Origin of the sequence: Microbacterium sp. H1-D42 (genome assembly GCF_022637555.1) — a bacterium.
GTDB lineage: Bacteria > Actinomycetota > Actinomycetes > Actinomycetales > Microbacteriaceae > Microbacterium.
The window spans coordinates 1,576,282-1,601,231 of sequence record NZ_CP093342.1 but is presented as its reverse complement, the minus strand read 5'-3'; the positions used below and the strand labels follow the sequence as shown (position 1 = coordinate 1,601,231).

General features: G+C 67.8%; 23 protein-coding genes and 1 tRNA gene. 13 read left to right on the top strand and 11 right to left on the bottom strand.

Annotation, left to right across the window (positions count from 1 at the left end):
* Window positions 1–239 precede the first annotated feature (239 nt).
* The 6 genes from tkt to pgl are packed head-to-tail and all read left to right on the top strand — an operon-like array spanning window position 240 to window position 8,337.
* Window positions 240–2,333, top strand: a complete 2,094-nt coding sequence (gene tkt / locus MNR00_RS07590; RefSeq protein ID WP_241928544.1) for a transketolase — start codon at window positions 240–242, stop codon at window positions 2,331–2,333.
* On the top strand, window positions 2,330–3,442 hold the full coding sequence (gene tal / locus MNR00_RS07585; RefSeq protein ID WP_241928543.1) for a transaldolase: 1,113 nt from the start codon (window positions 2,330–2,332) through the stop codon (window positions 3,440–3,442). The genes tkt and tal overlap by 4 nt, the downstream gene beginning before the upstream one ends.
* Window positions 3,439–5,043 (top strand): glucose-6-phosphate isomerase, encoded by a 1,605-nt coding sequence (locus MNR00_RS07580; protein WP_241928542.1) that lies wholly within the window; start codon window positions 3,439–3,441, stop codon window positions 5,041–5,043. Before tal ends, MNR00_RS07580 begins: the two co-directional genes overlap by 4 nt.
* Before the next feature lie 33 nt (window positions 5,044–5,076).
* Window positions 5,077–6,621, top strand: coding sequence for a glucose-6-phosphate dehydrogenase (gene zwf / locus MNR00_RS07575; RefSeq protein WP_241928541.1), 1,545 nt, complete (start codon window positions 5,077–5,079; stop codon window positions 6,619–6,621).
* Window positions 6,618–7,553 (top strand): glucose-6-phosphate dehydrogenase assembly protein OpcA, encoded by a 936-nt coding sequence (locus MNR00_RS07570; RefSeq protein WP_241928540.1) that lies wholly within the window; start codon window positions 6,618–6,620, stop codon window positions 7,551–7,553. The genes zwf and MNR00_RS07570 overlap by 4 nt, the downstream gene beginning before the upstream one ends.
* Window positions 7,554–7,557: 4 nt before the next feature.
* Window positions 7,558–8,337, top strand: coding sequence for a 6-phosphogluconolactonase (pgl, locus tag MNR00_RS07565; RefSeq protein ID WP_241928539.1), 780 nt, complete (start codon window positions 7,558–7,560; stop codon window positions 8,335–8,337).
* Between the two features lie 13 nt (window positions 8,338–8,350).
* Here pgl and MNR00_RS07560 read toward each other — a convergent pair whose 3' ends face one another.
* Window positions 8,351–9,448 carry a DMT family transporter gene (locus tag MNR00_RS07560; RefSeq protein WP_241928538.1) on the bottom strand — a complete coding sequence of 366 codons (1,098 nt, stop codon included), beginning with the start codon at window positions 9,446–9,448 and terminating at the stop codon, window positions 8,351–8,353.
* 43 nt (window positions 9,449–9,491) lie between these two features.
* Here MNR00_RS07560 and def point away from each other — a divergent pair, with 43 nt between their 5' ends.
* From def to MNR00_RS07545, 3 genes are all read left to right on the top strand, one after another.
* Entirely contained in the window at window positions 9,492–10,058 is a 567-nt protein-coding gene (gene def, locus MNR00_RS07555; RefSeq protein WP_241928537.1) for a peptide deformylase, read from the top strand.
* A 93-nt stretch (window positions 10,059–10,151) separates the two neighbouring features.
* The gene (locus tag MNR00_RS07550; protein ID WP_241928536.1) at window positions 10,152–10,667 is read left to right on the top strand and encodes a septum formation family protein; all 516 of its coding nucleotides are present in this window, start codon (window positions 10,152–10,154) and stop codon (window positions 10,665–10,667) included.
* Window positions 10,668–10,701: 34 nt separating this feature from the next.
* Window positions 10,702–11,688 carry a diaminopimelate dehydrogenase gene (locus MNR00_RS07545; protein WP_241928535.1) on the top strand — a complete coding sequence of 329 codons (987 nt, stop codon included), beginning with the start codon at window positions 10,702–10,704 and terminating at the stop codon, window positions 11,686–11,688.
* A gap of 47 nt (window positions 11,689–11,735) precedes the next feature.
* Here the strand turns inward: MNR00_RS07545 and MNR00_RS07540 are convergent.
* The 5 genes from MNR00_RS07540 to dusB form a co-directional block, all read right to left on the bottom strand.
* A tRNA-Asn gene (locus MNR00_RS07540) sits at window positions 11,736–11,808 on the bottom strand.
* Between the two features lie 86 nt (window positions 11,809–11,894).
* Entirely contained in the window at window positions 11,895–12,662 is a 768-nt protein-coding gene (locus tag MNR00_RS07535; protein ID WP_241928534.1) for an ATP-binding cassette domain-containing protein, read from the bottom strand.
* A gap of 33 nt (window positions 12,663–12,695) precedes the next feature.
* On the bottom strand, window positions 12,696–14,552 hold the full coding sequence (gene dnaG / locus MNR00_RS07530) for a DNA primase (protein ID WP_241928533.1): 1,857 nt from the start codon (window positions 14,550–14,552) through the stop codon (window positions 12,696–12,698).
* Window positions 14,552–15,979, bottom strand: a complete 1,428-nt coding sequence (locus MNR00_RS07525; protein ID WP_241928532.1) for a deoxyguanosinetriphosphate triphosphohydrolase — start codon at window positions 15,977–15,979, stop codon at window positions 14,552–14,554. The genes dnaG and MNR00_RS07525 overlap by 1 nt, the downstream gene beginning before the upstream one ends.
* Entirely contained in the window at window positions 15,969–17,147 is a 1,179-nt protein-coding gene (dusB, locus tag MNR00_RS07520) for a tRNA dihydrouridine synthase DusB (protein WP_241928531.1), read from the bottom strand. Before dusB ends, MNR00_RS07525 begins: the two co-directional genes overlap by 11 nt.
* Before the next feature lie 59 nt (window positions 17,148–17,206).
* On the opposite strand from dusB, the gene MNR00_RS07515 reads away from it, so the two are divergent.
* Both MNR00_RS07515 and MNR00_RS07510 read left to right on the top strand, forming a co-directional pair.
* Window positions 17,207–17,701: a glutathione peroxidase gene (locus MNR00_RS07515; RefSeq protein ID WP_241928530.1), complete on the top strand. Its 495-nt coding sequence runs from the start codon at window positions 17,207–17,209 to the stop codon at window positions 17,699–17,701.
* A 123-nt stretch (window positions 17,702–17,824) separates the two neighbouring features.
* A complete protein-coding gene (locus MNR00_RS07510) occupies window positions 17,825–19,012 on the top strand; it encodes a metallophosphoesterase family protein (protein WP_241928529.1) in 1,188 nt (395 codons plus the stop codon).
* Window positions 19,013–19,087: 75 nt separating this feature from the next.
* Here MNR00_RS07510 and MNR00_RS07505 read toward each other — a convergent pair whose 3' ends face one another.
* Entirely contained in the window at window positions 19,088–19,771 is a 684-nt protein-coding gene (locus MNR00_RS07505; RefSeq protein ID WP_241928528.1) for a DsbA family oxidoreductase, read from the bottom strand.
* Window positions 19,772–19,824: 53 nt separating this feature from the next.
* Here MNR00_RS07505 and MNR00_RS07500 point away from each other — a divergent pair, with 53 nt between their 5' ends.
* Window positions 19,825–20,436 (top strand): AAA family ATPase, encoded by a 612-nt coding sequence (locus tag MNR00_RS07500; RefSeq protein WP_241928527.1) that lies wholly within the window; start codon window positions 19,825–19,827, stop codon window positions 20,434–20,436.
* Here MNR00_RS07500 and MNR00_RS07495 read toward each other — a convergent pair.
* Together MNR00_RS07495 and recO are read right to left on the bottom strand one after the other, a co-directional pair.
* A complete protein-coding gene (locus tag MNR00_RS07495; protein ID WP_241928526.1) occupies window positions 20,376–21,176 on the bottom strand; it encodes an isoprenyl transferase in 801 nt (266 codons plus the stop codon). The two genes, MNR00_RS07500 and MNR00_RS07495, sit on opposite strands and share 61 nt — an antisense overlap.
* Window positions 21,173–21,919, bottom strand: coding sequence for a DNA repair protein RecO (gene recO, locus MNR00_RS07490; protein WP_241928525.1), 747 nt, complete (start codon window positions 21,917–21,919; stop codon window positions 21,173–21,175). Before recO ends, MNR00_RS07495 begins: the two co-directional genes overlap by 4 nt.
* A 36-nt stretch (window positions 21,920–21,955) precedes the next feature.
* Here recO and MNR00_RS07485 point away from each other — a divergent pair, with 36 nt between their 5' ends.
* Window positions 21,956–22,645, top strand: coding sequence for a TRIC cation channel family protein (locus tag MNR00_RS07485; RefSeq protein ID WP_241928524.1), 690 nt, complete (start codon window positions 21,956–21,958; stop codon window positions 22,643–22,645).
* 89 nt (window positions 22,646–22,734) lie between these two features.
* Here the strand turns inward: MNR00_RS07485 and leuA are convergent, their stop codons facing one another.
* Complete coding sequence (gene leuA / locus MNR00_RS07480) at window positions 22,735–24,495, bottom strand: 2-isopropylmalate synthase (protein ID WP_241928523.1); 1,761 nt, start codon at window positions 24,493–24,495, stop codon at window positions 22,735–22,737.
* A 176-nt stretch (window positions 24,496–24,671) separates the two neighbouring features.
* Window positions 24,672–24,764, bottom strand: coding sequence for a hypothetical protein (locus MNR00_RS17225; protein ID WP_347271934.1), 93 nt, complete (start codon window positions 24,762–24,764; stop codon window positions 24,672–24,674).
* Between the last annotated feature and the right edge of the window lie 186 nt (window positions 24,765–24,950).

The following is a 24,950-nucleotide window of genomic DNA, read 5'->3' as shown; positions in this document are numbered from 1 at the left end:
GTCTATGCCACCCGGCGTGTCGCACCGCTCCGCAGACGACGCCGCTTCTCTACTCGAGCCCAGCGCCGGGTAAGCGTTTACCATGGGTAGGGAAATCGCGTGCAACAAGCCAGTGCCGCGCCCACCGCGCCGGTATGCTGAAAACGATTCGCGCACCCGCCCTGTGCACCATTCCCTCCGTGACGACGCGGACGCGCAGGAATGCGGGAGCCTTCGCCAGTGTCAGAAGGAGTATGGCCGTGACAGAACTGCAGTGGGACGAGATCGACCGGCGCGCGGTGGACACCGCCCGTGTGCTTGCGGCGGACGCCGTGCAGAAGGTCGGCAACGGCCACCCCGGTACGGCGATGAGCCTCGCCCCGGCCGCGTACCTGCTCTATCAGCGCGTCATGCGACACGACCCCACTGACACGGACTGGCTCGGACGCGACCGGTTCGTGCTCTCGGTGGGTCACTCGTCGCTCACCCAGTACGTACAGTTGTACCTCGGTGGCTTCGGACTCGAGCTCGAAGACCTCGAATCGCTGCGCACCTGGGGATCCAAGACCCCCGGCCACCCCGAGTACGGTCACACCAAGGGCGTCGAGATCACCACCGGCCCGCTCGGCCAGGGCCTCGCCTCGGCCGTCGGCTTCGCCTACGCCGCGCGCTACGAGCGCGGCCTGTTCGATCCTGAGGCCGCCGCAGGCGCGAGCCCGTTCGACCACTTCGTGTACGTGATCGCCGGTGACGGCGACCTGCAGGAGGGCGTCACCAGCGAGGCCTCGTCGCTGGCGGGCCATCAGAAGCTCGGCAACCTGATCGCCATCTACGACTCCAACCAGATCTCGATCGAGGGTGACACCGACGTCGCCTTCACCGAGGACGTGCGGGCGCGCTACGAGGCGTACGGCTGGCAGGTGCTCGAGGTCGATTGGCGCCGCACCGGCCAGTACGTCGAAGACGTGCAGGAACTCGACGACGCGATCGCCCAGGGCAGGGCCGAGACGACCAAGCCGACGATGATCATCCTGAAGACGATCATCGGATGGCCGGCGCCGACCATGTCCGGCACCGAGAAGGTGCACGGCAACGCCCTGGGCGCTGACGAGGTCGCCGCCACCAAGAAGGTGCTCGGATTCGACCCCGAGCAGTCGTTCGTCGTCGAGGATGCCGTCATCGAGCGCACCCGCGAGCTGGGCGCTCGCGCCGCGGACGCCCGCGCCGAGTGGCAGAAGTCGTTCGACGCCTGGGCTGCGGCCAACCCCGAGCGCAAGGCGCTCCTCGACCGCCTCGAGGCGCAGGCACTGCCCGCAGGCATCGAAGGCGCGCTGCCGACGTTCGACGCCGGCAAGGACGTCTCCACCCGCGCGGCATCGGGCAAGGTGCTCAACGCCCTCGCCGCCGAGATGCCAGAGCTGTGGGGAGGATCGGCCGACCTCGCCGGATCCAACAACACCACGATCGACGGCGCAGCCTCGTTCATTCCCGCGGAATGGTCGACGCACGACTGGAAGGGCAGCCCGTATGGTCGGGTGCTGCACTTCGGCATCCGCGAGCACGCGATGGGCGCGATCCTCAACGGCATCACGCTGCACGGCCCGACGCGCGCCTTCGGCGGCACGTTCCTCATCTTCAGCGACTACATGCGCCCAGCCGTGCGCCTGGCAGCGCTGATGGACATCCCCAGCATCTTCGTCTGGACGCACGACTCTGTCGCTCTCGGCGAGGACGGCCCGACGCACCAGCCGGTCGAGCAGCTGGCATCCCTGCGGCTGATCCCGAACTTCACGGTGGTGCGCCCGGCGGATGCCAATGAGACGGCAGCCGCGTGGCTCGAGATCCTGAGCCGTCACGGCGGCCCCACCGGCATCGCCCTCACCCGCCAGAACATCCCGGTGTTCGCGCGCGGCGATGGCGCGGCATCCGGTGATGTCTTCGCCTCGGCCGCCAACACGGCAAAGGGTGCGTACGTGCTCGCCGACGCCGGCGGCACGCCGGACGTGATCCTGATCGCCACCGGCTCCGAGGTGCAGCTCGCCGTCGAGGCGCGCGAGACTCTCGCGGCCGAGGGCGTGGCGGCGCGCGTCGTGTCGGCGCCTTCGCTCGAGTGGTTCGCCGAGCAGGACGAGGCGTACCGCGAATCCGTGCTTCCGGCATCCGTCACCGCCCGCGTCTCGGTCGAGGCGGGCTCGGTCGTCGGCTGGCGCGGCATCGTCGGCGACCGCGGACGCTCGGTCGGCATCGACCACTTCGGCGCCTCCGCCGACTACAAGACCCTGTTCCAGAAGTTCGGCATCACCGCCGAGGCCGTCGTCGCGGCGGCACGCGAGACCATCGAGGAGAACGCATGAGCACCCCCACCGCACAGCTGTCCGCAGCCGGCGTCAGCATCTGGCTTGACGACCTCTCCCGCACCCGCATCGAGTCCGGCAACCTGCAGGAACTCATCGACACGCGAAACGTCGTCGGCGTCACCACGAACCCGACGATCTTCGCGAACGCGATGAGCGATGACAGCGACACTTCCTACGACGCTCAGGTGCACGAGCTCGCCGCCTCAGGGGCATCCGCAGAAGAGGCCGTGTTCGCGGCCACGACGCAGGACGTCCGCGAGGCGCTCGACGTGTTCCGCCCGATCTGGGAGGCCACGAACCACGTCGACGGCCGTGTCTCGATCGAGGTCTCCCCCGATCTCGCGCACGACACGGCAGGAACCGTCGCGCAGGCGAAGCAGCTGTGGAGCGCAGTCGACCGCCCGAACCTGCTGGTGAAGATCCCCGCCACCAAGGCCGGCCTTCCCGCCATCACCGAGACCATCGCCGCGGGCATCAGCGTCAACGTCACGCTGATCTTCAGCCTCGAGCGCCACGCCGAGGTCATCGATGCCTACCTCGCCGGCCTCGAGCAGGCACACGCCGCAGGCATCGACCTGTCGGGCATCCACTCGGTGGCGTCGTTCTTCGTCTCGCGCGTCGACACCGAGACCGACAAGCGCCTCGAGGCCATCGGCACCGACGAGGCCGTCGCCCTCAAGAGCAAAGCAGGCCTGGCCAACGCGCGCCTGGCCTACGAGCTGTTCGAGCAGAAGTTCGCCGACAAGCGCGCACAGGACCTCGTCGCGCAGGGCGCCAACCTGCAGCGTCCGCTGTGGGCGTCGACCGGGGTCAAGGACCCGAACCTGCCCGACACCCTCTACGTGACCGAGCTCGTCGCACCCGGCGTCGTGAACACCATGCCGGAGAAGACGCTGGAGGCGACCTTCGATCATGGCGTCGTCGCCGGCGACACGATCACCGGCACCTATGACGAATCGCGTGAGGTGTTCGCAGGACTGAAGTCCGTCGGCATCGACTTCGACGACGTCACCCAGGTGCTCGAGGACGAGGGCGTCGCGAAGTTCATCGACTCCTGGCACGGCCTGCTGACGCAGGTCACCGAGGGCCTGGAAGCCGCGCGATGACCGTCTCGGTGCATGTCTCGGGGGCGGCGAAGGTCGCCATCGACGAACTTGTTCCGGGTCTCGTCGCGAACCTGGTCGCGTCCCGCCTCACGGCGGGCGATACGGACCTGTGGGGGGCGGATGCTGAGGCTGAGGCCTCCGTCCGGCTCGGCTGGGTGGAGGCCGTCTCGAACTCGCGTCCGCTGGTGCCTGAGATCATCGCGCTTCGCGAGGAGCTCGCGTCTCAGGGCGTCACCCGTGTCGTGCTTGCGGGGATGGGCGGCTCGTCGCTCGCTCCAGAGGTGATCGCGAACACGGCAGGGGCGCGACTCGCGATCCTGGATTCGACCGCACCCGCGCAGGTGCTGGACGCCATCGACGATGACCTGAGCGACACAGTGCTCGTCGTCTCGTCGAAGTCCGGATCGACGGTCGAGACAGATTCGCAGCGCCGCGCGTTCGAGGCCGCGTTCAGCGACCTCGGGATCGACCCGGTCGGGCGCATCGTCGTCGTCACCGACCCCGGTTCGCCGTTGGACGTCTCAGCCCGCGCAGCGGGATACCGCGTGTTCAACGCCGACCCGAACGTCGGCGGGCGCTACTCGGCGCTGACCGCGTTCGGACTCGTTCCCTCGGGTCTTGCCGGTGTCGACATCGCCGAGATGCTCGATGAGGCCGAGGCCTCGATGCTGCAGTTCGCCATCGACACCGCGGACAACCCGGCACTGCGCCTGGCCGCCGCGATCACCGGCATCGCACCCCGCCGCGACAAGCTGGGCCTCGTCAGCGACGGCACGCACATCGAGGGGCTGCCAGACTGGATCGAGCAGCTCATCGCAGAATCCACCGGCAAGGGCGGCACCGGCATTCTGCCGGTCGTGCTGCTCACCGTGTCGCCGGAGCTGGAAGCACGACCGGACGACCTGCAGATCGTGCGGCTGGTCGATGACGCAAATGAGTTCCATCTGTCCGAGCGGCACCCTGGTGAGATCCTGGTCAGCGGCACCCTCGGCGCGCAGTTCCTGCTCTGGGAGTACGCGACGGCGATCGCCGGGCACCTGCTCGGCATCAACCCGTTCGACCAGCCGGATGTCGAGTCGGCGAAGCTCGCCGCCCGAGGACTTCTCGATGCCCGTCCCGAGACCACCGCGCCGGCCTTCGTGCAGGACGGCATCGAGGTGCGGGCATCCGATGCGGCACTGACCGAGTCCGGCACGATCGAGGGCGTCATGGATGCTCTCTGGGCGCGGCTCGACGATGACGGCTACGTCTCGGTGCAGGCCTACGTCGACCGCACCACCATGTCGCAGCTGCAGGGGCTGCGTGAGATGGTCGCCGCCGACTCGGGGCGCCCCGCGACCTTCGGGTGGGGTCCGCGCTTCCTGCATTCGACCGGCCAGTATCACAAGGGCGGTCCAGCGCAGGGAGTGTTCCTGCAGATCCTGGAGCGCACCGACGTCGACCTCGAGATTCCCGGACGTCCGTTCACCTTCGGGCAGCTCATCGCCGCGCAGGCCGCCGGCGATGCTGCCGTCCTCGCAGAGCACGGCCGTCCGGTCGTCTCACTGACCATCACCGATGCCGCGGACGACATCCTGGCGCTGTTCGAAGCAGCCCAGTAAACCCTCCCGATCACCTGGAGATATCCCCCACTGATGACTGTCCCCATCTCTCGCGGACACAATCCGCTCCGCGACGCCGATGATCGCCGGCTGAGTCGCATCGCAGGACCCAGCGCCCTGGTGATCTTCGGTGTGACCGGCGACCTGTCCCGCAAGAAGCTCATGCCGGCCGTGTACGACCTGGCCAATCGAGGGCTGCTGCCACCGGGGTTCGCCCTGGTGGGGTTCGCCCGCCGTGACTGGGAGGACCAGGACTTCGCCCAGGTCGTCTACGAGGCGGTGAAGCAGCACGCCCGCACCGAGTTCCGCGAGGAGACCTGGCAGCAGCTGCTGCAGGGCATCCGCTTCGTGCAGGGCACGTTCGACGACCCCGACTCGTTCCGGCGCCTGCGCGAGACGGTCGAGAAGCTCGACGTCGAACGCGGCACGATGGGCAACCACGCGTTCTACCTCTCGATCCCCCCGAAGGACTTCCCCACTGTCGCACGACAGCTCAAGGAATCCGGACTGGTCGGAGAGAAGAACGACGACGACACCTGCTGGCGGCGCGTCGTGATCGAGAAGCCGTTCGGCGATGACCTGGAGTCGGCACGTGCGCTGAACGCGGCCCTCGAGGTCGCCTTCCCCGCCGACTCGATCTTCCGCATCGACCACTACCTCGGCAAGGAGACGGTGCAGAACATCCTGGCACTGCGCTTCGCGAACGAGCTGTACGAGCCGATCTGGAATCGCAACCACATCGACCATGTGCAGATCACGATGGCCGAGGACATCGGCGTCGGCGGTCGCGCCGGGTACTACGACGGCATCGGCGCAGCCCGCGACGTCATCCAGAACCACCTGCTGCAGCTGCTGGCACTCACCGCGATGGAAGAGCCGATCAGCCTGTCAGCCGAACATCTGCGCGCCGAGAAGGAGAAGGTGCTCGAAGCGGTGCAGCTGCCGGCCGATCTGTCGCGCGCAGCCGCGCGCGGACAGTACGCCGGTGGCTGGCAGGGCGGCGAGAAGGTGCTCGGTTTCCTCGAAGAGGAGGGCATGAACCCGCAGTCGAACACCGAGACGTACGCGGCCCTCAAGCTCGAGATCGCCACGCGCCGCTGGGCCGGGGTGCCCTTCTACCTTCGCACCGGCAAGCGGCTGGGGCGTAGGGTCACCGAGATCGCCGTGGTCTTCAAGCGCGCGCCTCAGCACCTGCTCGGCCGCACCTCGGAACTCGGGCAGAACGCGCTCGTGATCCGCGTGCAGCCGAACGAGGGCGTCACCATCCGGTTCGGCTCGAAGGTGCCTGGCGCCGGCACCCAGGTGCGCGACGTCACGATGGACTTCGGCTACGGGCATGCCTTCACCGAGGCCAGCCCTGAGGCGTACGAGCGTCTGATCCTCGACGTGCTGCTGGGCGACCCGCCGCTGTTCCCCCGTCACGAAGAGGTCGAGCTGTCGTGGAAGATCCTCGACCCGATCGAGCAGTACTGGGCGAGCCTCGACACGCAGCCGGAGCAGTACGCCCCTGGTTCGTGGGGTCCGGCGTCCGCCGATGACCTTCTAGCCCGCGACGGACGAGTCTGGAGACGCCCGTGATCATCGACCTTTCCGACACCACGGTCAGCCAGGTCGCCAAGCAGCTGGTGAACGTGCGCGAAGAGGGCGGCGCAGTCGCCCTCGGACGTGTTCTCACGCTGATCATCGCCGCCCGCAACGGTGTGGCCGAAGCGGCGATCGATGCCGCTAATGACGCCTCGCGTGAGCATCCGATGCGGGTCATCGTGCTCACCACCGGCGAGGGCGACGCCCGTCTCGATGCGCAGATCCGAGTCGGCGGCGACGCCGGCGCGAGCGAGGTGGTCGTGCTGCGCGCCTACGGCGACGCCGCAAGCAACGCCGAGAGCCTTGTGACGGGACTGCTGCTTCCCGACGCCCCTGTGGTCGCCTGGTGGCCGGATGAGGCGCCGACGGATGCTGCCGCCTCACCGCTCGGACGTATGGCGCAGCGACGGATCACCGACGCCGCCATGACCACCGATGTGCGCGACCGCCTGTCACTGCTGGCACGCACCCACGTCCCAGGAGACACGGATCTCGCCTGGACGCGGCTGACCCACTGGCGCGAGCAGCTCGCGGCCGTGCTCGACCAGCCGCCGTTCGAGACGATCACCGCCGCCGAGGTGCGAGGAGCCGCAGCGTCGCCCTCCACCGCCCTTCTCGCGGCCTGGCTGCAGATGGCACTGAAGGTGCCGGTCAGCTGGTCGTACGAGGACCCGGAGGAGTGGCAGGAGGGCATCAAGTCGGTGCGTCTGACGCGTGCCGACGGAGACATCCTGCTGGAGCGGCCGTCGCCGGCCGTCGCGATCCTGACCCAGCCCGGTCAGCCCGATCATGAGCTGCACCTGCCGCGGCGCACGCTGCGCGAGTGCCTCGCCGAGGAGTTGCGCCGCCTGGACGCCGATCTGCTCTACGGTCGAGTCATCACCGAGGGCTGGTCGCGCCTCGGTCCGCCCGAGCGAGGGGAATGATCGGATGAAGGTGCAGGGGACGACGAAGAGCGTCGTGGTCGAGCCCACACCGGCAGCTCTGGCTGCGCGTGTCGCCGATCGCTTCCTGTCGAGGATCGCCACACGGACACGGAACGGCCGCTTCGCGCATGTCTGTCTGACCGGCGGATCGATGGGCGGGGCGGTGCTCTCTGCCGTAGCCGGTGATGAGCGCATCGCCGACGTCGACTGGTCGCTTGTGCACTTCTGGTGGGGCGATGAGCGCTTCGTCGAACGCGACAGCGCCGACCGCAACTCGCTGCAGTCGCGCAACGCCCTGCTCGATCACATCCCCGTGCCTGCCGAGAACATCCACGAGGTCGCTGCGCCCTCCGACGGTCTGAGCCTCGACGAGGCCGCGGCCGCCTACGCCGATGAACTCGCCCGCTACGGCACGAAGAGCGAGGCATGGCCGTCTTTCGCCGTGTGCTTCCTCGGGGTCGGCCCAGACGGGCACATCGCCTCGCTGTTCCCTGATCGCGCCGAGGTCACTGTGACGGATGCCGCAGTGCTGGCCGTCCGCAATGCGCCGAAGCCTCCCCCTGAGCGCGTCACGCTGACCCGTCCTGTGCTGAACGCCTCGAAGCGGGTGTGGCTGGTGCTCACCGGTGCCGACAAGGCGTCGGCCCTCGGCCTCGCACTGGCGGGGGCCAGCTATCACAGCGTGCCAGCGGCGGGAGCGAAGGGGCGTCGCCGCACCGTGTTCTTCGTGGACGAAGCTGCCGCGGGTGAGGTCTCCCCCGACCTCATCGACCGCGACTACTGAGCCGTCACCGCGCCTACTGAGCAGGCGGTGGGTCCTGCTTGGTTTCTGAGCCGGTCTGTGGGTCGGCTGCCGCGTCGTCCCGCCACCATGGCGCGGGAGCGCTCGTCTCGCTGTCACCGGCCGATTCGGCCGCGGACTCGCTGTCGCTGCCGCGCTGAAGCCGCAGTTCCTGGCTCTCACTGAGCACCTGCGGGTGGTAGCGGGCCAGGCCGAAGACGCCCCACACGGCGATCGCACCGGCGACGCCGAACATGATGAGCACCCAGAGCGGCGCATTGTCGGCCTCGCCGAGCACCAGCGCGCCGATGAGCACGGCGACGATCGGATCGATGACGGTGAGACCGGCGATGACCAGGTCGGGCGGTCCTGAGCTGTACGCCGTCTGCACGAAGTAGGCGCCGACACCACCCGCCGCCAGAAGCGCGATCAGGCAGACGACGGTGAGCCAGTCGAAGTTCTGCGCCTGGATGCGGCTGATGATGGCCTTCGCGAGCGTGGCGACGAATCCATAGAGGATGCCGGCGCCGGTCACGTAGAACATCGCCCGCATGCGGTGGCGGAGGAACAGCCAGCAGACGCCGAACGCGATGATGACCAGCAGCAGGATCGTCAGGATCATGTACAGGTCCTGGTCGCTGATCGGCCGCTCAGTGGCGTACAGAGCCGCGAACGTGACGAACAGGAAGATGCCGCCGATGCAGGCGGCGATCGAGATGACCGACTTCTTGGTCGGCGTATGTCCTGAGATCCGGGCGTTGAGCAGGGTCGTGATCACCAGCGCCACCGCGCCGAGCGGCTGCACGACGATCAGCGGGGCGATCGCGATCGCGCTGAGCTGGCAGACGATCGCAAGACCGAGCATGAGCGTGCCGATCAGCCAGGACGGCCGGGTCAGCAGTGCTTTGAGCTGCGCACCGCTGAGCCCTGTGGTGCCCTCCACGCCGGTGATGCGCTCTACCTTCTCGACGCCACGGTGCTGGTACTGCGCGCCGAGCGACATGAAGACCGCACCGGCGAGGGCGAGCGGGATCCCGAGCAGCAGCCCCGGATTGGCGAAGACGCCGACCAGCTGATCGCTGACATCGGCCGCAAGCTCCACCCCTGGTTGCACTGTCCCACCTTACCCGGCGTGGTCCTGCCATTAGGGTTGTGGCGTGGCTGTTCTTCCGATTCGCATCATGGGCGACCCCGTTCTGCACTCCCCCGCGAGTGAGGTGACCGAGGTGACCGACGAGATCCGCACACTCGTCGTCGACATGTTCGAGACGATGGATCTCGCCCCCGGCGTGGGGCTCGCGGCTCCTCAGGTGGGCGTCGCACTGCGCATGTACGTGTACTCCTACGTCGATGACGAGGAGCGGCCGTGGCGCGGGGTCATCATCAACCCGGTGCTGTGGATGACGCCCCCGGATCCGGGCTCGCCTGACCCGGATGAGGAGTCCGAAGGCTGCCTTTCATTCCCCGGAGAGCGATTCCCGCTGCGCCGGTCGGACCGGGTCATGGTCACCGGCACCGATCTCAAGGGCGAGCATGTGCACATCGAGGTCGATGGCTGGCGTGCACGCATCATGCAGCACGAGTTCGACCATCTCGACGGCATCCTGTACGTCGACCGTCTCTCGGACAGCGACTGGAAGACCGCGCAGAAGATCGCGCGCAAGCGCGGCTGGGTACGCGGCGGTCACAGTTGGATGCCCGGCGTCGACGATCTCGAAGGCTGATCCACGCGCGTCGAGTTGTTCGTCGTCGGCTCTGATCAGTACTGTTCAGCGGTGCGGACTCTCCGCACCTTTCACACGCACCCAGGAGCATCAATGACCTTCCGCCGAGCCCACCGGGCAACTGCCGTGGCCGCCGCCCTCATCCTCGCCACCACATTGAGCGGATGCAGCCTGGCGACCTCCATGCTGCTCGGCGGCGGCGGCGATGCCCAGCGCGATCAATCAGGCAACGTCACCGAGAAGGACAACATCGACATCTTCAGCCTCAAGGTCGGCGACTGCAAGATGACCGACGCCGACGGCGAGGTGCAGGCCACCGACGTCGTGCCGTGCGAGGAACCGCACGATGAGGAGGTGTACTTCGAGTTCGATCTCGAGGGTGATGAGCTCCCGAGCAGCGAGCAGATCGAGGCCGCTGTGGGGGAAAAGTGCATCCCTGCCTTCGACGAGTACGTCGGGACGATGTTCGAGGAGTCGACCCTCGACATCCGCTGGCTCGAACCGACCCAGTTGACCTGGACCGAGCTGGACGACCGCCTCGTGCAGTGCATCATCGTGGATGCGGCGGGCGATCAGCTCGAGGGATCGATGAAGGGCGCCAAGCGCTGAACGGCGCAGGCAGCTGTACGAACAGGGAGTGATCATGGGCAATCGGATTCGCATCGGAATCGTCGGCTACGGCAACCTCGGCAGGGGCGTCGAGCACGCACTCGCGCTGAATCCCGACATGACACTGAGCGGTGTGTTCACGCGACGCGAGCCGGCATCGGTGACGACAGTCGACCGGAACGTCTCCGTGCGGCACATCGACGACCTCGCCGGCCTGCGGGATGCGATCGACGTGCTGATCCTGTGCGGCGGTTCGAAGAGTGATCTGCCCGTGCAGACGCCGGCGCTGGCATCCGCCTTCAGCGTCGTCGACAGCTTCGACACGCACGCGCGGATCCCCGAGCACTTCGCCGCCGTCGACGCTGCGGCTCGCGCCGCTGGGACGACCGCCATCATCTCCACGGGCTGGGATCCCGGGCTGTTCTCACTGCAGCGCCTGTACGGCGAGTCGATCCTGCCGCAGGGCGAGACCTACACGTTCTGGGGCCGTGGCCTCAGCCAGGGGCACTCCGACGCCATCCGACGCGTGCCTGGTGTGGCGAGCGGCGTGCAGTACACGATTCCGTCAGAGGATGCCGTCGCGCGCGTCCGCGCCGGTGAGCGACCCGAGCTGAGCACCCGCGAGAAGCACACCCGAGAGTGCTTCGTGGTGCTCGAGGAGGGCGCGGATGCGGATGCTGTCCGCGAGGCGATCGTGACGATGCCCGACTACTTCGAGCCCTACGACACCACCGTGAAATTCATCACAGCCGATGAACTCGCCCGCGATCACGCCGGGGTCCCACATGGCGGCTTCGTCATCCGCAGCGGCACGACCTCGAATGCGGTCAGCCAGACGGTGGAGTTCCAGCTCGCGCTCGAATCCAACCCCGAGTTCACGGCGAGCGTGCTGGTCGCGTACGCCCGCGCGGCGGCGCGCTTGTCGGCATCCGGCGACCACGGCGCGAAGACCCCGTTCGACATCGCACCGGGGCTGCTCTCGCCGAAATCTCCGGAGCAGCTGCGCGCCGAACTCCTCTGACACAACGAAGAAGCCCCGCCACAGGGGCGGGGCTTCTTCGGGTGGTGCTCCCCCGGTTGGACTCGAACCAACAACCTGCCGATTAACAGTCGGCTGCTCTGCCAATTGAGCTACAGGGGAATGTGCGCGCTGAGCGGGCAACCCGTCCAGCTTAGCAAACTCCGGCGCCTGCTCCGAACACGGGCGACCGCCCGGGCGTGGCGCCCTCAGCGAGTCGAATCGACCTCTGCGCCGGGCGCCCAGAGCAGGTTTCGCCCGACGCCCCTGGCCACGACGTGACCGGCGCGCAGCATGAGCGTCTCGGCATCGAGCTCGCGGATGAAATCGGCGTCGTTGGTCACCAGCAGCGCCGCCATCGAGCGCTCGGTGCGACGCCGGGTGATGGCGTCGAACACGACCGGTCGCACTTCGAGGTCGAGGTTCGACAGCGGCTCATCGGCGATCAGCAGGTGCGGCTCGAGCATGAGCCCCCTGGCGATGGCGACGCGCTGTCGCATTCCCGCGCTGAGCTCATACGGGAACTTCGTGGCAGCACCGAGCGGCAGGTGCAGTTCGTCCAGCAGGGCGGCGACGCGCATGGCGAGGGCGCGCGTGTTGACCTTCTTCTCGCGGGACGTGATCGGCTCTGAGATCACTTCCCCCACCGTGAGCCTCGGCGGAAGCGACGCGCCGGCCCCCTGGGGCACATAGCCCGTCAGGGCAGTCAGCATCCGGCGCTTGCGCCCTGGACGACGCACATTCACTCCGCACACCTCGGCACGACCCCCGGCGACCTTCAGCGAACTGTCGCCAATGCCGGCCAGCGCCGTGACGAGTGAGGACTTGCCCGCCCCGGTCGGCCCGCCGATGCACATGAGCTCGCCGGGGTGCACCATGAACGTCACGCCGTCGACAGCGCGGGTGACCCCACCATGCCCGAGCCTGTCGATGACGAGGTCATGGCAGTCGATCGCGGCGTCGTTGGCGGCAGGCATATCTCCATCCTGCCCGCTCCGCGGCGCGAACGCTCACGATTCGACGAAACGCATCCGCTCCGCGTCGACGTCCCGCAGCTTCATGCGCAGCGCACGACCACCTTCGGAGTCGGCGGGAACGCGCTGCACCGCCCCCAGCAGCTCGTGCTTCTCGCGCTCGATGCTGCGCAGGATCAGACGCCGGCACATGTCGGTGGCCGAGGCCAGAGCGCCCGCCTCATCCCTGGCGGGGAACGGCATCATGAGCAGTTCGCCGGCGAGCGACCGGTACGGTTCGCGCACCGCATCGGCGGCCGTCGTCGCCCACCCGACGCGGGTGCGATCGGCGATGGATGCCACCGACTCGCGCACCGCGTCCAGCGCGGGGTTCCGGAACGGCTCGGACAGCGCCCGCGTCAGCAGCGCCTCGTCGATGCGATGCCCGTACTGCAGCACGCCCATGAGCGCATCCCGCTCGAGCGCGACCTCAGCCGTGCGCGGCAGGTCGCGCAGACGCACCGGCGCAAGACCTTCCGCCTCACCCGATGTGCGTGGTTCAGGCTCAGCGGTCGGATGCTGCTGCTCTCGCGAACCGCGCATCTCGCGCTGTACCTGCTGGCGCACCGCCGTCGGGTCCATTCCCAGCCGCCTCGCCAGCACGCGTTCGTAACCGGGCCGCAGCAGCTCGTCACGGATCGCCGCCACGATCGGGGCAGCGGCGCGCAGCGCACCCACCTGCCCCTCGACGGTCGACAGGTCGTAGCCGGCGAGTTTGCGATCGATCGCGAACTCGAACATCGGCACCTTGGCATCCATCAGCCCGCGCACAGCGGCGTCCCCTCGCTGCAGACGCATGTCGCAGGGATCGAGGCCGTCCGGAGCAACGGCGACGAAGGTCTGCGCGGTGAAGCGGGAGTCCTCTGAGAACGCGCGCAGCGCCGCCTTCTGGCCCGCCTCGTCGCCGTCGAAGGTGAACACGACCTCACCGGCAGCGGAATCGTCGCCCATCACCCGGCGCAGCACCTTGATGTGCTCGGCACCGAACGCCGTGCCACAGGTCGCGATCGCCGTGGTGACACCGGCGAGGTGGCATGCCATCACATCCGTGTACCCCTCGACCACGACCACCCGGCGCGGGTCGCCGCGGGCGATGTCGCGCTTGGCGAGATCGAGACCGTAGAGCACCTGCGCCTTCTTGTAGATCGGCGTCTCGGGGGTGTTCAGGTACTTCGGGCCCTGATCGTCCTCGTAGAGCTTGCGGGCACCGAAGCCGATGGTCTGCCCTGTGACATCGCGGATCGGCCAGACGACACGCCCTCGGAACCGGTCGTACACGCCGCGCTGGCCGGCCGAGACGAGTCCAGCCGCGGTGAGCTCATCGCGGGTGAAGCCCTGGGCGGTGAGGGCCTTGGTCATATTCTCCCAGCCACGGGGGGCATAGCCGACGCCGAAGTGCGCTGCCGCACCGGCGTCGAAGCCGCGCTCGCCCAGGAAGCGCCTGGCGCTCTCGGCCTCCGGGCTGAGCAGCTGCGTGCGGAAGTACTCGCCGGCGGCCGTGTTGGCGGCATACAGACGACTGCGACCGCTGGTCTCCGGAGCCGCCCCGCCGTCTTCATAGTGCAGGGTGTAGCCGACGCGGCCGGCGAGGCGCTCGACGGCCTCGGTGAAGCTGACGTGGTCCATCTCGCGCAGGAACGAGTACACATCACCGGATGCCCCGCAGCCGAAGCAGTGGTAGTAGCCGACCTGCGGGCGCACGTGAAAGCTGGGGCTCTTCTCGTCGTGGAACGGGCACAGCCCCTTCATCGAGCCGACCCCGGCGGACTTCAGCGCGACCCGCTCGCCGACGATGTCGGCGATGTTCGTGCGCGACTTGACCTCTTCGACATCGGCCTGCAGGATGCGGGGCATCAGCGCGACCCTTCTACGACCGCCTGGGAGTGGGTGTGCGGTTCGGCGTGCGGCTGTCCGTGCCGACGCGCACCGGGCCTGGCGTGGCGTGGCGACCAGATTCCGACCTCAGCGGGATCGATCTCGCCGACCAGGCGGTTGTGCCAGTCGACAGCGGTCTGGTCGGTCAGGCTGGCGACCTGGTCCACCACGACGCGCGCGCGGGCAGCATCCGAAGTCGCCGCGAGGAAGTCCGCCGAGAAAGCCGGCTCGAGCACGTCTGCGCCCGCCGACCACAGCGCATCGGTCGACCACAGCGCGTCGGCGAGGCGCCGCAGCACCCGACGCTGCTCCTTGTACACGCCGCGACGGGCATCCAGCGTCACGATCGCCTGGCCCATGATGCCCTTGAGCACGGCGATCTCCGCCTCGACGACCCTTGGCACCACCACGTGTGCACTGTACCGGGCGAGGGTCTCGCCCGGATAGGCTTCGCGGGTCGCGGCGACCGAGGCTCGGGCGAAGCGCCCGATCATGTCGCTGGTCAGGTTCTTCAGCTTCGCGAGATCCCGCCGCGAGCGGTCGAACGACTTCAGCCACATCGGCTGACGGGTCAGCCGGTACAGGGCGTCGGCCAGCTCTTCGCGGGTGAAGTCGTAGCCGACCCACTGCTGGATGCGCCCGACGAGCGGGTGGTGCTCCACCGGGTCCGACAGCTGCGCGACATCGACGTAGCCGTTCACGATGGCGTCCTCGAAGTCGTGCACCGAGTAGGCGATGTCGTCGGAGAGATCCATGATCTCGGCCTCGATGCAGCGCAGGCGCCCTGGAGCTCCGTCACGCATCCAGCGGAAGACCGCCTCATCGTCCGGATAGACGCCGAACTTCAACCGTCCACCAGGATCGGGCACGGGGTTGTCGACGGTCCACGGGTACTTGCACGTGGCATCCAGGGTGGCGCGGGTGAGGTTCAGGCCGACCGAGTGCTCATCATCATCGAGCACCTTCGCCTCGAGGCGGGTGAGGATGCGCAGTGACTGCGCATTGCCCTCGAAGCCGCCGATGTCCTCTGCCCAGTCGTTCAGGGCGCGCTCACCGTTGTGTCCGAACGGCGGATGCCCGAGATCGTGACTCAAGCAGGCGGTGTCGACCACGTCGGCGGAGACGCCGAGGGCACTGGCGAGCTCGCGCCCGACCTGTGCCACTTCCAGCGAATGGGTCAGTCTGTTGCGGGCGAAGTCGGCGGTGCTCGCGGGGCTCAGCACCTGCGTCTTCGCGGCCAGACGGCGCAGGCCGGCCGAGTGCAGCACTCGCGCGCGGTCGCGCGAGAAGTCGTCGCGCTCGGAGCGGTGGGTCTCGGCGAAGAAGCGCTCCGCGTCGTGGGCGTCGTACCCTGCGACAAAGGTCGAACCGGACCCGTCTGTGGAAAGCACAGGCTCAGCCGCCATCGTTCTCAGTCTCCGCACCGCGCATCATGTCGCCCACGCCCTCGCCGATCTCGCGGGAGTCCAGCCAGCCTTCAGGCAGTGCCGTGCGCTTGGGAGAGCCTGCGCGACCGCGCTGCCCCTCGGCGCCGATGCCGGGGTAGGGTGCGTCGCCGAGAGTGCCGAGCAGATCGTCGATCTCCTGCAGCGTGGATGCCTTGGTCAGAGCCGACCGCAGCTCGCCGCCGACCGGATAGCCCTTGAAGTACCAGGAGACGTGCTTGCGGATGTCTTTGCATCCACGGTCCTCGTCCTCGAAGAACTCCACCAGCAGCTCGGCGTGGCGCCGGAACGCCGCCGCGACGAACTGCAGCGTGGCATCCACCGTCGGCGCCGCGGGGGCGTCCGCGGGGCCAAGTGCATTGGCGAGTTCGCCGAACAGCCAGGGGCGCCCCAGGCATCCTCGCCCGACGACGACGCCATCGGCGCCGGTCTCGGCCAGCATCCGCACGGCGTCCTCCGCCGCCCAGATGTCGCCGTTGCCGAGGACGGGGATGCTGGTGATCGCCTGCTTCAGCTCGCCGATCGCGTTCCAGTCGGCGTGTCCCGAGTAGTACTGCGACGCGGTGCGGGCGTGCAGCGCGATGGCGGCCGCCCCGGCATCCTCCGCCGCGCGTCCGGCGTCGAGGAAGGTGAGGTGATCGTCGTTGATGCCCTTGCGCATCTTGACGGTCAGCGGCACGTCACCGGCGGCCTTCACGGCACGGTCGACGATGTCGGCGAACAGCGAGGTCTTCCACGGCAGGGCGGCGCCGCCGCCCTTGCGCGTGACCTTCGGCACCGGGCATCCGAAGTTCAGGTCGATGTGGTCGGCGCGGTCCTCTGCGACGATGATGCGCACGGCCTCGGCGATGGTCGCGGGGTCGACGCCGTACAGCTGGATCGAGCGCGGTGTCTCGGACTCATGATGCTGGATCAGCCGCATCGTGATGGCGTTGCGCTCCACGAGAGCGCGCGAGGTGATCATCTCGCTGACGTACAGGCCGGCGCCGTACTCGCGGCACAGTCGCCGGAAGGCGGTGTTCGTGATCCCCGCCATGGGTGCAAGGACGACCGGCACGTCGAGTTCGATCGGTCCGATGCGCAGGGCGGGCGCCGTATTCACAGCGGCAGAGGCGGTAACGACAGTCATATCCTGTCCATTCTCCCAGACTGCGCCGGGCGTGGGCTGTACCGACTTAGGCTGTGGATATGACCGACCTTCCCGTGCGCCAGATCCCCTTCCTCGATGCGGCCGGAGCCGAGCAGACCATCGACAGCCTGGACGCCGAGGTGGTGCTCATCGTCAACGTCGCCTCGAAGTGCGGGCTCACCCCGCAGTACGAACAGCTCGAGCAGCTGCAGCGGGAGTACGGCGACCGCGGCTTCACCGTTCTCGGCTTCCCCTGCAACCAGTTCATGGGTCAGGAGCCGGGCTCGATGGATCAGATCCTCGACTTCTGCTCGACCACCTATGGGGTCACCTTCCCCGTGAACGACAAGGTCAAGGTCAACGGCAAGAAGGCGACCGACCTGTTCAAGGCGCTGAAGCAGACGCCGGATGCCAAGGGCTCGGCGGGCCGCGTGGAATGGAACTTCGAGAAGTTCCTGGTCGGCGCGGACGGCTCGGTGCAGCGCTTCCGCCCCAAGCAGAAGCCGGACTCCCCCGAGATCGTCTCGGCCATCGAGGCTGCGCTCACCCGCTGAGAATCTGCCGCTCCCGCCGCGTTCACCTGCAGATCCACGCCGCGTCATCTTGACCTCCTACCGTCACCTCGGCGATACCGCCGAGATCACGAGGAGACCAGGAACATGCCCGACCGTTTTTCAATGAGCCGCCGCACCATGATCACCGCAGGAGCACTCGGCGCTGTCGGCGCCGCGCTGCCGATGGGAGCGGCGCAGGCGGCCCCGGTGTCGCCCGCCAGCCCTGTATCGGGGCAGCCCGGCCCGAAGGCGCCGCGCCTGCAGTTTCCGGGCGACCGTCCGTTCAAGGTCGTGCAGTTCAACGACACCCAGGACGACGAGCGCACCGACCGGCGGACGGTCGAGCTCATCGAGAAGACCCTCGACCAGGAGAAGCCGGACTTCGTGGTGATCAACGGCGATGTGATCACGGGCGGCTGCGAGACGCGGCTCGCCGTCAAGCAGGCGATCAACAACGTGGTGTGGCCGATGGAGTCCCGTGGCATCCCGTGGGCGGTGACCTACGGCAACCACGATGAGGACTCCCTCTCGCAGTCGGGTGTCGATGAAGCCGGCATGCTCGCGATCTACCGCTCGTACGACTTCAACATGAACGCGGAGAACGTGCGCGGAGTCACCGGCACCAGCAACACCATCGTGCAGATCGGCTCATCGGCGAAGAAGAACCGTGCTGCGTTCTCGCTGTGGCTGATCGACTCGGGACGGTACGCGCCGTCGGCGATCAACGGCCAGAACTTCGCCGGATACCCGACCTGGGACTGGATTCGCATGGATCAGGTCGCCTGGTACCGCGAGCAGTCCCAGCGGCTCGAGCAGCACCTGGGTCGCAAGGTGCCTGGACTCATGTTCATCCACATCGCGCTGTGGGAGCACCGCTTCATGTGGTGGGGCGGCGTCGACACCCGCACCCCTGCGGATGCGGCCCGCGGCAAGACGCGTCACGGGATCGTCGGAGAGCGCAACGAGGCCGAGTGCCCAGGGCCGTTCAACTCGGGCATGTTCAATGCGATCCTGGAACGCGGTGATGTGAAGGGCGTCTTCGTCGGTCACGATCACATCAACGACTACGTCGGCGACTACTACGGCGTGAAGCTCGGCTACGCACCGGGCACGGGCTTCGGGGCATACGGGCTGCCCGGCGCCGGGCGCAACCGCATGCGCGGTGGCCGCGTGTTCGAACTCACCGAGAGCGGCGAGGACGTGTCGATCGAGACGCGCGTCGTCTACGCACGGGACCTCGGCATCGATCTGACGGCGAACGACCAGCCGATGGAGCCGCTGCCGCTGGCCCCCAAGCAGGAGCGCGCCTGACCTGCGCCGGATCGCAGAATGCCCGGACCGTCTGGACGGTCCGGGCATTCTGTATTCCACGCGATGCGGTGCGGCTCAGCTGGCGGCTTCCTCGGCGGACTCGCCGCGCTGCGACCACACGTCGCGGATGACGTTCTCGAATGCCTCAGCGGGCTGGGCGCCGCTCACACCGTACTTGCCGTCGATCACGAAGAACGGCACGCCGTTGATGCCGTAGGCGCGGGCCTGCGCCTGATCGGCGCGCACGGCGTCGAGGTACTCGTTCGTCTCCAGCGCGGAGCGCGCTTCGTCAGCATCCAAACCGACCTCGACCGCGAGGGCGACGAGGTCATCGACCCGGCCGACGTGCTTGCCCTCGGTGAAGTACGCCGACATCAGGCGCTCCTCCATCTCGTGCTGGCGCCCCTTCGCCTTCGCGAAGTGCAGCAGCTCGTGCGCCTTGACAGTGTTGGTGTGCTGCAGCTTGTCGAAGTTGTACTCCAGGCCGGCCTGCGCCGCGACGCCCGTGACGTGGCTGAGCATCTGCTCGACCTGATCGCGCGCCATGCCCTTGTGACCGGCGAGGAAGTCGATCTCGTCGCCGTCGAAGTCGACGGGTGTGTCGGGCGAGAGCTCGAACGAGTGGAAGGTCACCTTCACCTGCGGTGCGTCCTCGTCGGATGCTGTCGCTTCGAGCCCCTTCTCGAGATTGCGCTTGCCGATGTAGCACCAGGGGCAGGCGATGTCGGACCAGATGTCAATGGAGATGGGTTCGCTCACACTCTCATCCAACCGCATGTATGCCCGGTGTATTCCGTTGTTAGCATCGACGGGTGCTGTCAGCATCCGATCCTCTCCCCCGCCTGCCGCAGCGCGTGCTGGTCGCCGGTGTCTCAGGGTCGGGCAAGACGACGTTCGCCGCGCGTGTGGGCCGGATGCTGGACCTGCCGCGCTACGAGCTGGATGCGCTGCATCACGGGCCTGACTGGACGCCCCGCCCGACGTTCCTGGACGACGTGCGCGCGTTCGCCGCGACCGACCGCTGGATCAGCGAGTGGCAGTACAAGTCGAAGGGCGTCGACGAGGTGCTGCCGCCCCGCGCGCAGCTGTGCCTGTGGCTGGACTATCCCGACCGCGTCGTGCGTGCGCGGCTGTGGCGCAGGACGCTCGGTCGCAGCATCCTTCGCCGCGAGCTGTGGAACGGCAACCGCGAACCGACGCTGTGGCGCCTGGCCGTCACCACCGCACCCGAGGACAACGTGCTGCGCTGGCAGCAGCAGACGCTCGACGTGTGGCGCGATCGGATGCCCGCCTACGAAGCGCGCTTTCCGAACCTGACCATCGTGCGCTTCGGGCATCCGCGCGAGGCGGAGCGGTGGCTGGCTCAGCTGGCGGCGTCTGGGGTGTCCACCGCGCCGCCGAAGCGACGGTCACGGTCGAGGTAGATGCCGATCGAGCGCCAGAGCTCTTCGCGTGAGAAGTCCGGCCACAGCGTGTCGAGAAAGACCATCTCGGCGTAGGCCGACTGCCAGAGCAGGAAGTTCGAGGTGCGCTGCTCGCCCGAGCTCCGAAGGAACAGGTCGACGTCGGGCATGTCCGGCACGTAGAGGTGCTTGCGGATCTGCTTCTCGGTGATGGCGCTTGGCCGCAGGCGCCCTGCCTTGACGTCTTCGGCCATGGCACGCATGGCGTCGACCAGCTCGACACGTCCGCCGTAGTTGACGCACATCGTCAGCGTGAGCACGTCGTTGTCACGGGTGAGCTGCTCGGCGAACTGCAGCTCTTTGATCACGGAGCCCCACAGCCGCGGTTTGCGGCCGGCCCAGCGCACCCGCACACCCCACTCATTGAGCTGGTCGCGGCGGCGGTGCAGCACGTCGCGGTTGTAGCCCATCAGGAACCGCACCTCTTCGGGTGACCGTGCCCAGTTCTCGGTCGAGAAGGCGTACACCGAGAGATGCTTGACGCCGGCCTGGATGGCGCCGGCGACGACGTCGAGTAGCACCTCCTCACCGGCCTTGTGCCCCTCGATCCGGCTGAGACCCCGGCGGTTCGCCCAGCGGCCGTTGCCGTCCATGACGATAGCGACGTGGTTCGGCACTGCGGGGAACTGCGGTGGCGTCTTGCCCGTCCAGTCGAGGGGGCGGAACGGCACGGCGTCCTTGTGCGTGTACGGCTTGGTCACCTGACTCCTTGGAAGGGCTGCGGGTCGGTCACGTGCTCGAGTGAGCGGATGCCCCGTTCGAGGTGGAACTGCGCGTAGGCGGCGACGACGCCGGATGCCGCGCTCAGGTCGCGGTGGGATGCGGCGTCGATCGTCACCCAATCGCCGCCCATCAGCGCGCGCAGCAGGGCGAGGGAGGATGCCGCGATGCGCGGGCTGCCGGCCGGGGCGCAGGAGTCGCACACCGAGCCGCCCAGCGGAGCGCCGAAGTATGCATGCGGGCCCGACGCCGCGCAGCGCGCACAGTCATCGAGGGCGGGAGCCCAGCCGGAGAGCGCCATCACGCGCAGCAGATAGGAGTCGAGGATGCTGCGCGCGGCATGCTCACCGCGGGAGAGCGAGCGCAGCCCGCCCACCAGCAGCAGGTACTGCTCCGACGTGGCCTCAGCCTCGTTGAGACGGTCGGCGGTCTCGACCATGGCGCTGGCCGCCGTGAAGCGCTCGTAGTCGACGGCGATGTCGGCGCCGTACGCGCCCAGCGATTCGGCCTGCTGCACGATGTCGAGCGAGCGTCCCTGGTACAGCTGCACGTCGGCGACCATGAACGGCTCGAGCCGCGAGCCGAACTTCGACGAGGTGCGCCGCACACCTTTGGCCACGGCTCGGATCTTGCCGTTGCGTCGCGAGAGCATCGTGACGATGCGGTCCGCTTCACCCAGCTTGTGGGTGCGCAGGATCACCGCTTCGTCTCGATAGGTGGGCACTCAATGATTATCCCTCGACCAGGGGACAATGGACGGGTGACCGAACCGACCTTCATCATCCCGCTGTGGGCAGATCTGCTGGGCGTAGGGCTCGGCGGCATCCAGGGCGCGATGTTCGCCTCCGGCTTTCAGGGGCAGCGCCGCCTCGACTGGCTGGGTGTGGCGATCATCGGCATCATGATCGGAATGGGTGGCGGCCTCATCCGCGACCTCATGCTCGGGCTGCCGCCGGCGACGCTGCAGAACAACTGGTATCTGGTGACCGCCGCCGGTGCCGCGCTGTTCGGGATGCTGCTCGCCGGGGTGTTCAACCGGATCAACACCTTCATCGTCGTGCTCGACGCCATCGTGATCGGCATGTTCGGGGCGTTCGGCGTGAGCAAGGCCATCGCCTTCGGCGTCCCGATCGTCCCTGCCGTCTTCATCGGCGTCTGCGCGGCCGTCGGCGGCGGCGTGCTGCGCGACATGCTGATGGGACTGCCGGTGGCGATCATGCACGTGGGCTCGCTGTACGCCGTCGCGGCGGGGGTCGGCTGCACGTTCATCGTGGTCGTGCACGCCTTCGGCATGAACATCACTCTCGCCGCGGTGATCGGCATCGTCGTGACGGCCGTGATCCGGGTGCTCTCGGTAGTGCTCGACGTGTCGCTGCCGGAGCAGCGCCGCCTGTACCGCCGCAAGGTCGCCGCTGAGACCGGCATGATCCCGATCATCAAGCAGCCCTGAGCCGAAGCACATCGCTCCCGTATGGGTTTCTGTCGCCTATCGAGCGATCAGGCGACAGAAACCCATCGGGGAGCGGGAGGCGGTCGTGATCAGACCGCGGCGAGCTCGCCGGCGGCCTCGCGGGTGCGGATCGAGCGGTTCACACACGAGACGATCGCCTTGAGCGATGCGGTCGAGATGTCACCGTCGATGCCAACGCCCCACAGGCGCTGGTCGTCGACCTGCAGCTCGACATAGGCCGCAGCCTGCGCATCGCCGCCGCTGGACATTGTGTGCTCGACGTAGTCGTAGAGCGAGATGTCGAAGCCGCGTTCGCGCAGGATCTCGATGAACGCCGCGATCGGCCCGTTGCCGGTGCCGGCCGTGGCGACCGATTCATCGCCATCGCGGATGACCACGTCGAGCGAGACCTCGCCCGACATGTCGCTGCGGGTCTGCGTGCCCAGCAGCTCGAAGCGTCCCCACTTGTCGGCGTGGTCATCAGCCGGCAGGTACTCGTCATTGAAGATCGACCAGATCTGCTCGCTGGTGACCTCGCCACCCTCGGCGTCGGTCTTCGCCTGCACGACGCCGGAGAACTCGATCTGCAGCTTGCGCGGCAGATCCAGCGAGTGGTCGGCCTTCAGCAGGTATGCGACCCCGCCCTTGCCGGACTGCGAGTTCACGCGGATGACCGCCTCGTACGAGCGCCCCAGGTCCTTCGGGTCGACCGGCAGGTAGGGCACGGCCCATTCGATCTCATCGACCGTGACGCCCTTGGCCTCGGCTTCGGCGGCCATCGCCTCGAAGCCCTTCTTGATGGCGTCCTGGTGCGAGCCGCTGAATGCGGTGAAGACCAGGTCGCCTGCCCACGGGCTGCGCTCTGGCACCGGCAGCTGGTTGCAGTACTCGACGGTGCGCTTGACCTGGTCGACGTCGCTGAAGTCGATCTGCGGGTCGATGCCCTGCGTGAACATGTTGATGCCCAGCGCCACCAGGTCGACGTTGCCGGTGCGCTCGCCGTTGCCGAACAGGCATCCCTCGATGCGGTCGGCGCCGGCCAGGTAGCCCAGCTCCGCAGCGGCCACAGCAGTGCCGCGGTCGTTGTGCGGGTGCAGCGACAGAATGACGTTCTCGCGGTGCGCCAGGCGACGGTGCATCCACTCGATCGAGTCGGCGTACACGTTGGGGGTCGCCATCTCGACCGTGGCAGGCAGGTTGATGATCACCTTGCGGTCGGGCGTGGGCTGCAGGATCTCGAGCACCTCGTTGCACACCTCGACGGCGTACTCCAGTTCGGTGCCGGTGTAGCTCTCGGGCGAGTACTCGTAGTAGACATCGGTGTCTGGCACCGTCTTCTCGTACTGTTTGCACAGCCGCGCACCCTCGAGTGCGATCTGCTTGACGCCCTCACGGTCGGAGCGGAAGACGACCTCGCGCTGCAGCACGCTGGTGGAGTTGTAGAAGTGCACGATGGCCTGCTTGGCACCGACGATCGACTCGTAGGTGCGGGCGATCAGGTGCTCGCGCGCCTGCGTCAGCACCTGGATCGTCACGTCGTCCGGGATCAGGTCCTCTTCGATCAGCTGACGGACGAAATCGAAATCGGTCTGGCTCGCCGAGGGGAACCCGACCTCGATCTCCTTGTAGCCCATGCCCACGAGCAGCTCGAACATCACGCGCTTGCGCTCGGGGGACATCGGATCGATCAGGGCCTGGTTGCCGTCACGCAGGTCGACAGCGCACCAGCGCGGCGCCTCGGTGATGCGCTTGGACGGCCAGGTGCGATCGGGCAGATCGAAGACGATCTGCTCGTGGAACGGACGGTACTTGTGCACCGGCATCGAGGAGGGCTTCTGGGTGTTCTTCATGATGTGGCTTCTTCTTCGTCAAGAGTTGTGTGTCAGGCCAACACGAACGCCGCGACGAGAGGGCCTGTCAGATCAGGACTCGCCGCGGCAGCTAAGAAGAAGCAGACCGCCCAGAGGCATGGGTCGATCGTAACACCCGACTGAGCACATTGCTCACCACAGCGAGGTCCGCGGCGTCACGGGATGAGCCCGATCTTCCCGCCGGGATGCCCGTGCGCGAGAACCCGGAGGGCCTCCGGCGCCTGATCCAGCGGGTACTCCCCCGCCATCGGCACGACAAGTCGCCCATTCTCCGCGAGGTCGACGAGGCGCGGACGGACCTCGTCGCGGAACCGCGCACTGTCGGGCATCGATCCCCGAGACGTCCTCGGATGCCAGTACCGCGGCGACCCTGGCATCCAACCCCTCGCCGTACTCGACCGGGATGCCGCCGAAACTGCGCACCACCTCGAAGC

What these genes read in the sequence shown, in the direction of transcription:
- tal (WP_241928543.1), top strand. Translation starts at nt 2,330, where the DNA reads ATGAGCACCCCCACCGCACAGCTGTCCGCAGCCGGCGTCAGCATCTGG.
- MNR00_RS07580 (WP_241928542.1), top strand. Translation starts at nt 3,439, where the DNA reads ATGACCGTCTCGGTGCATGTCTCGGGGGCGGCGAAGGTCGCCATCGAC.
- zwf (WP_241928541.1), top strand. Translation starts at nt 5,077, where the DNA reads ATGACTGTCCCCATCTCTCGCGGACACAATCCGCTCCGCGACGCCGAT.
- pgl (WP_241928539.1), top strand. Translation starts at nt 7,558, where the DNA reads ATGAAGGTGCAGGGGACGACGAAGAGCGTCGTGGTCGAGCCCACACCG.
- MNR00_RS07550 (WP_241928536.1), top strand. Translation starts at nt 10,152, where the DNA reads ATGACCTTCCGCCGAGCCCACCGGGCAACTGCCGTGGCCGCCGCCCTC.
- MNR00_RS07545 (WP_241928535.1), top strand. Translation starts at nt 10,702, where the DNA reads ATGGGCAATCGGATTCGCATCGGAATCGTCGGCTACGGCAACCTCGGC.
- MNR00_RS07535 (WP_241928534.1), bottom strand. Translation starts at nt 12,662, where the DNA reads ATGCCTGCCGCCAACGACGCCGCGATCGACTGCCATGACCTCGTCATC.
- dnaG (WP_241928533.1), bottom strand. Translation starts at nt 14,552, where the DNA reads ATGCCCCGCATCCTGCAGGCCGATGTCGAAGAGGTCAAGTCGCGCACG.
- MNR00_RS07525 (WP_241928532.1), bottom strand. Translation starts at nt 15,979, where the DNA reads ATGGCGGCTGAGCCTGTGCTTTCCACAGACGGGTCCGGTTCGACCTTT.
- dusB (WP_241928531.1), bottom strand. Translation starts at nt 17,147, where the DNA reads ATGACTGTCGTTACCGCCTCTGCCGCTGTGAATACGGCGCCCGCCCTG.
- MNR00_RS07515 (WP_241928530.1), top strand. Translation starts at nt 17,207, where the DNA reads ATGACCGACCTTCCCGTGCGCCAGATCCCCTTCCTCGATGCGGCCGGA.
- MNR00_RS07510 (WP_241928529.1), top strand. Translation starts at nt 17,825, where the DNA reads ATGAGCCGCCGCACCATGATCACCGCAGGAGCACTCGGCGCTGTCGGC.
- leuA (WP_241928523.1), bottom strand. Translation starts at nt 24,495, where the DNA reads ATGAAGAACACCCAGAAGCCCTCCTCGATGCCGGTGCACAAGTACCGT.
- MNR00_RS17225 (WP_347271934.1), bottom strand. Translation starts at nt 24,764, where the DNA reads ATGGCGGGGGAGTACCCGCTGGATCAGGCGCCGGAGGCCCTCCGGGTT.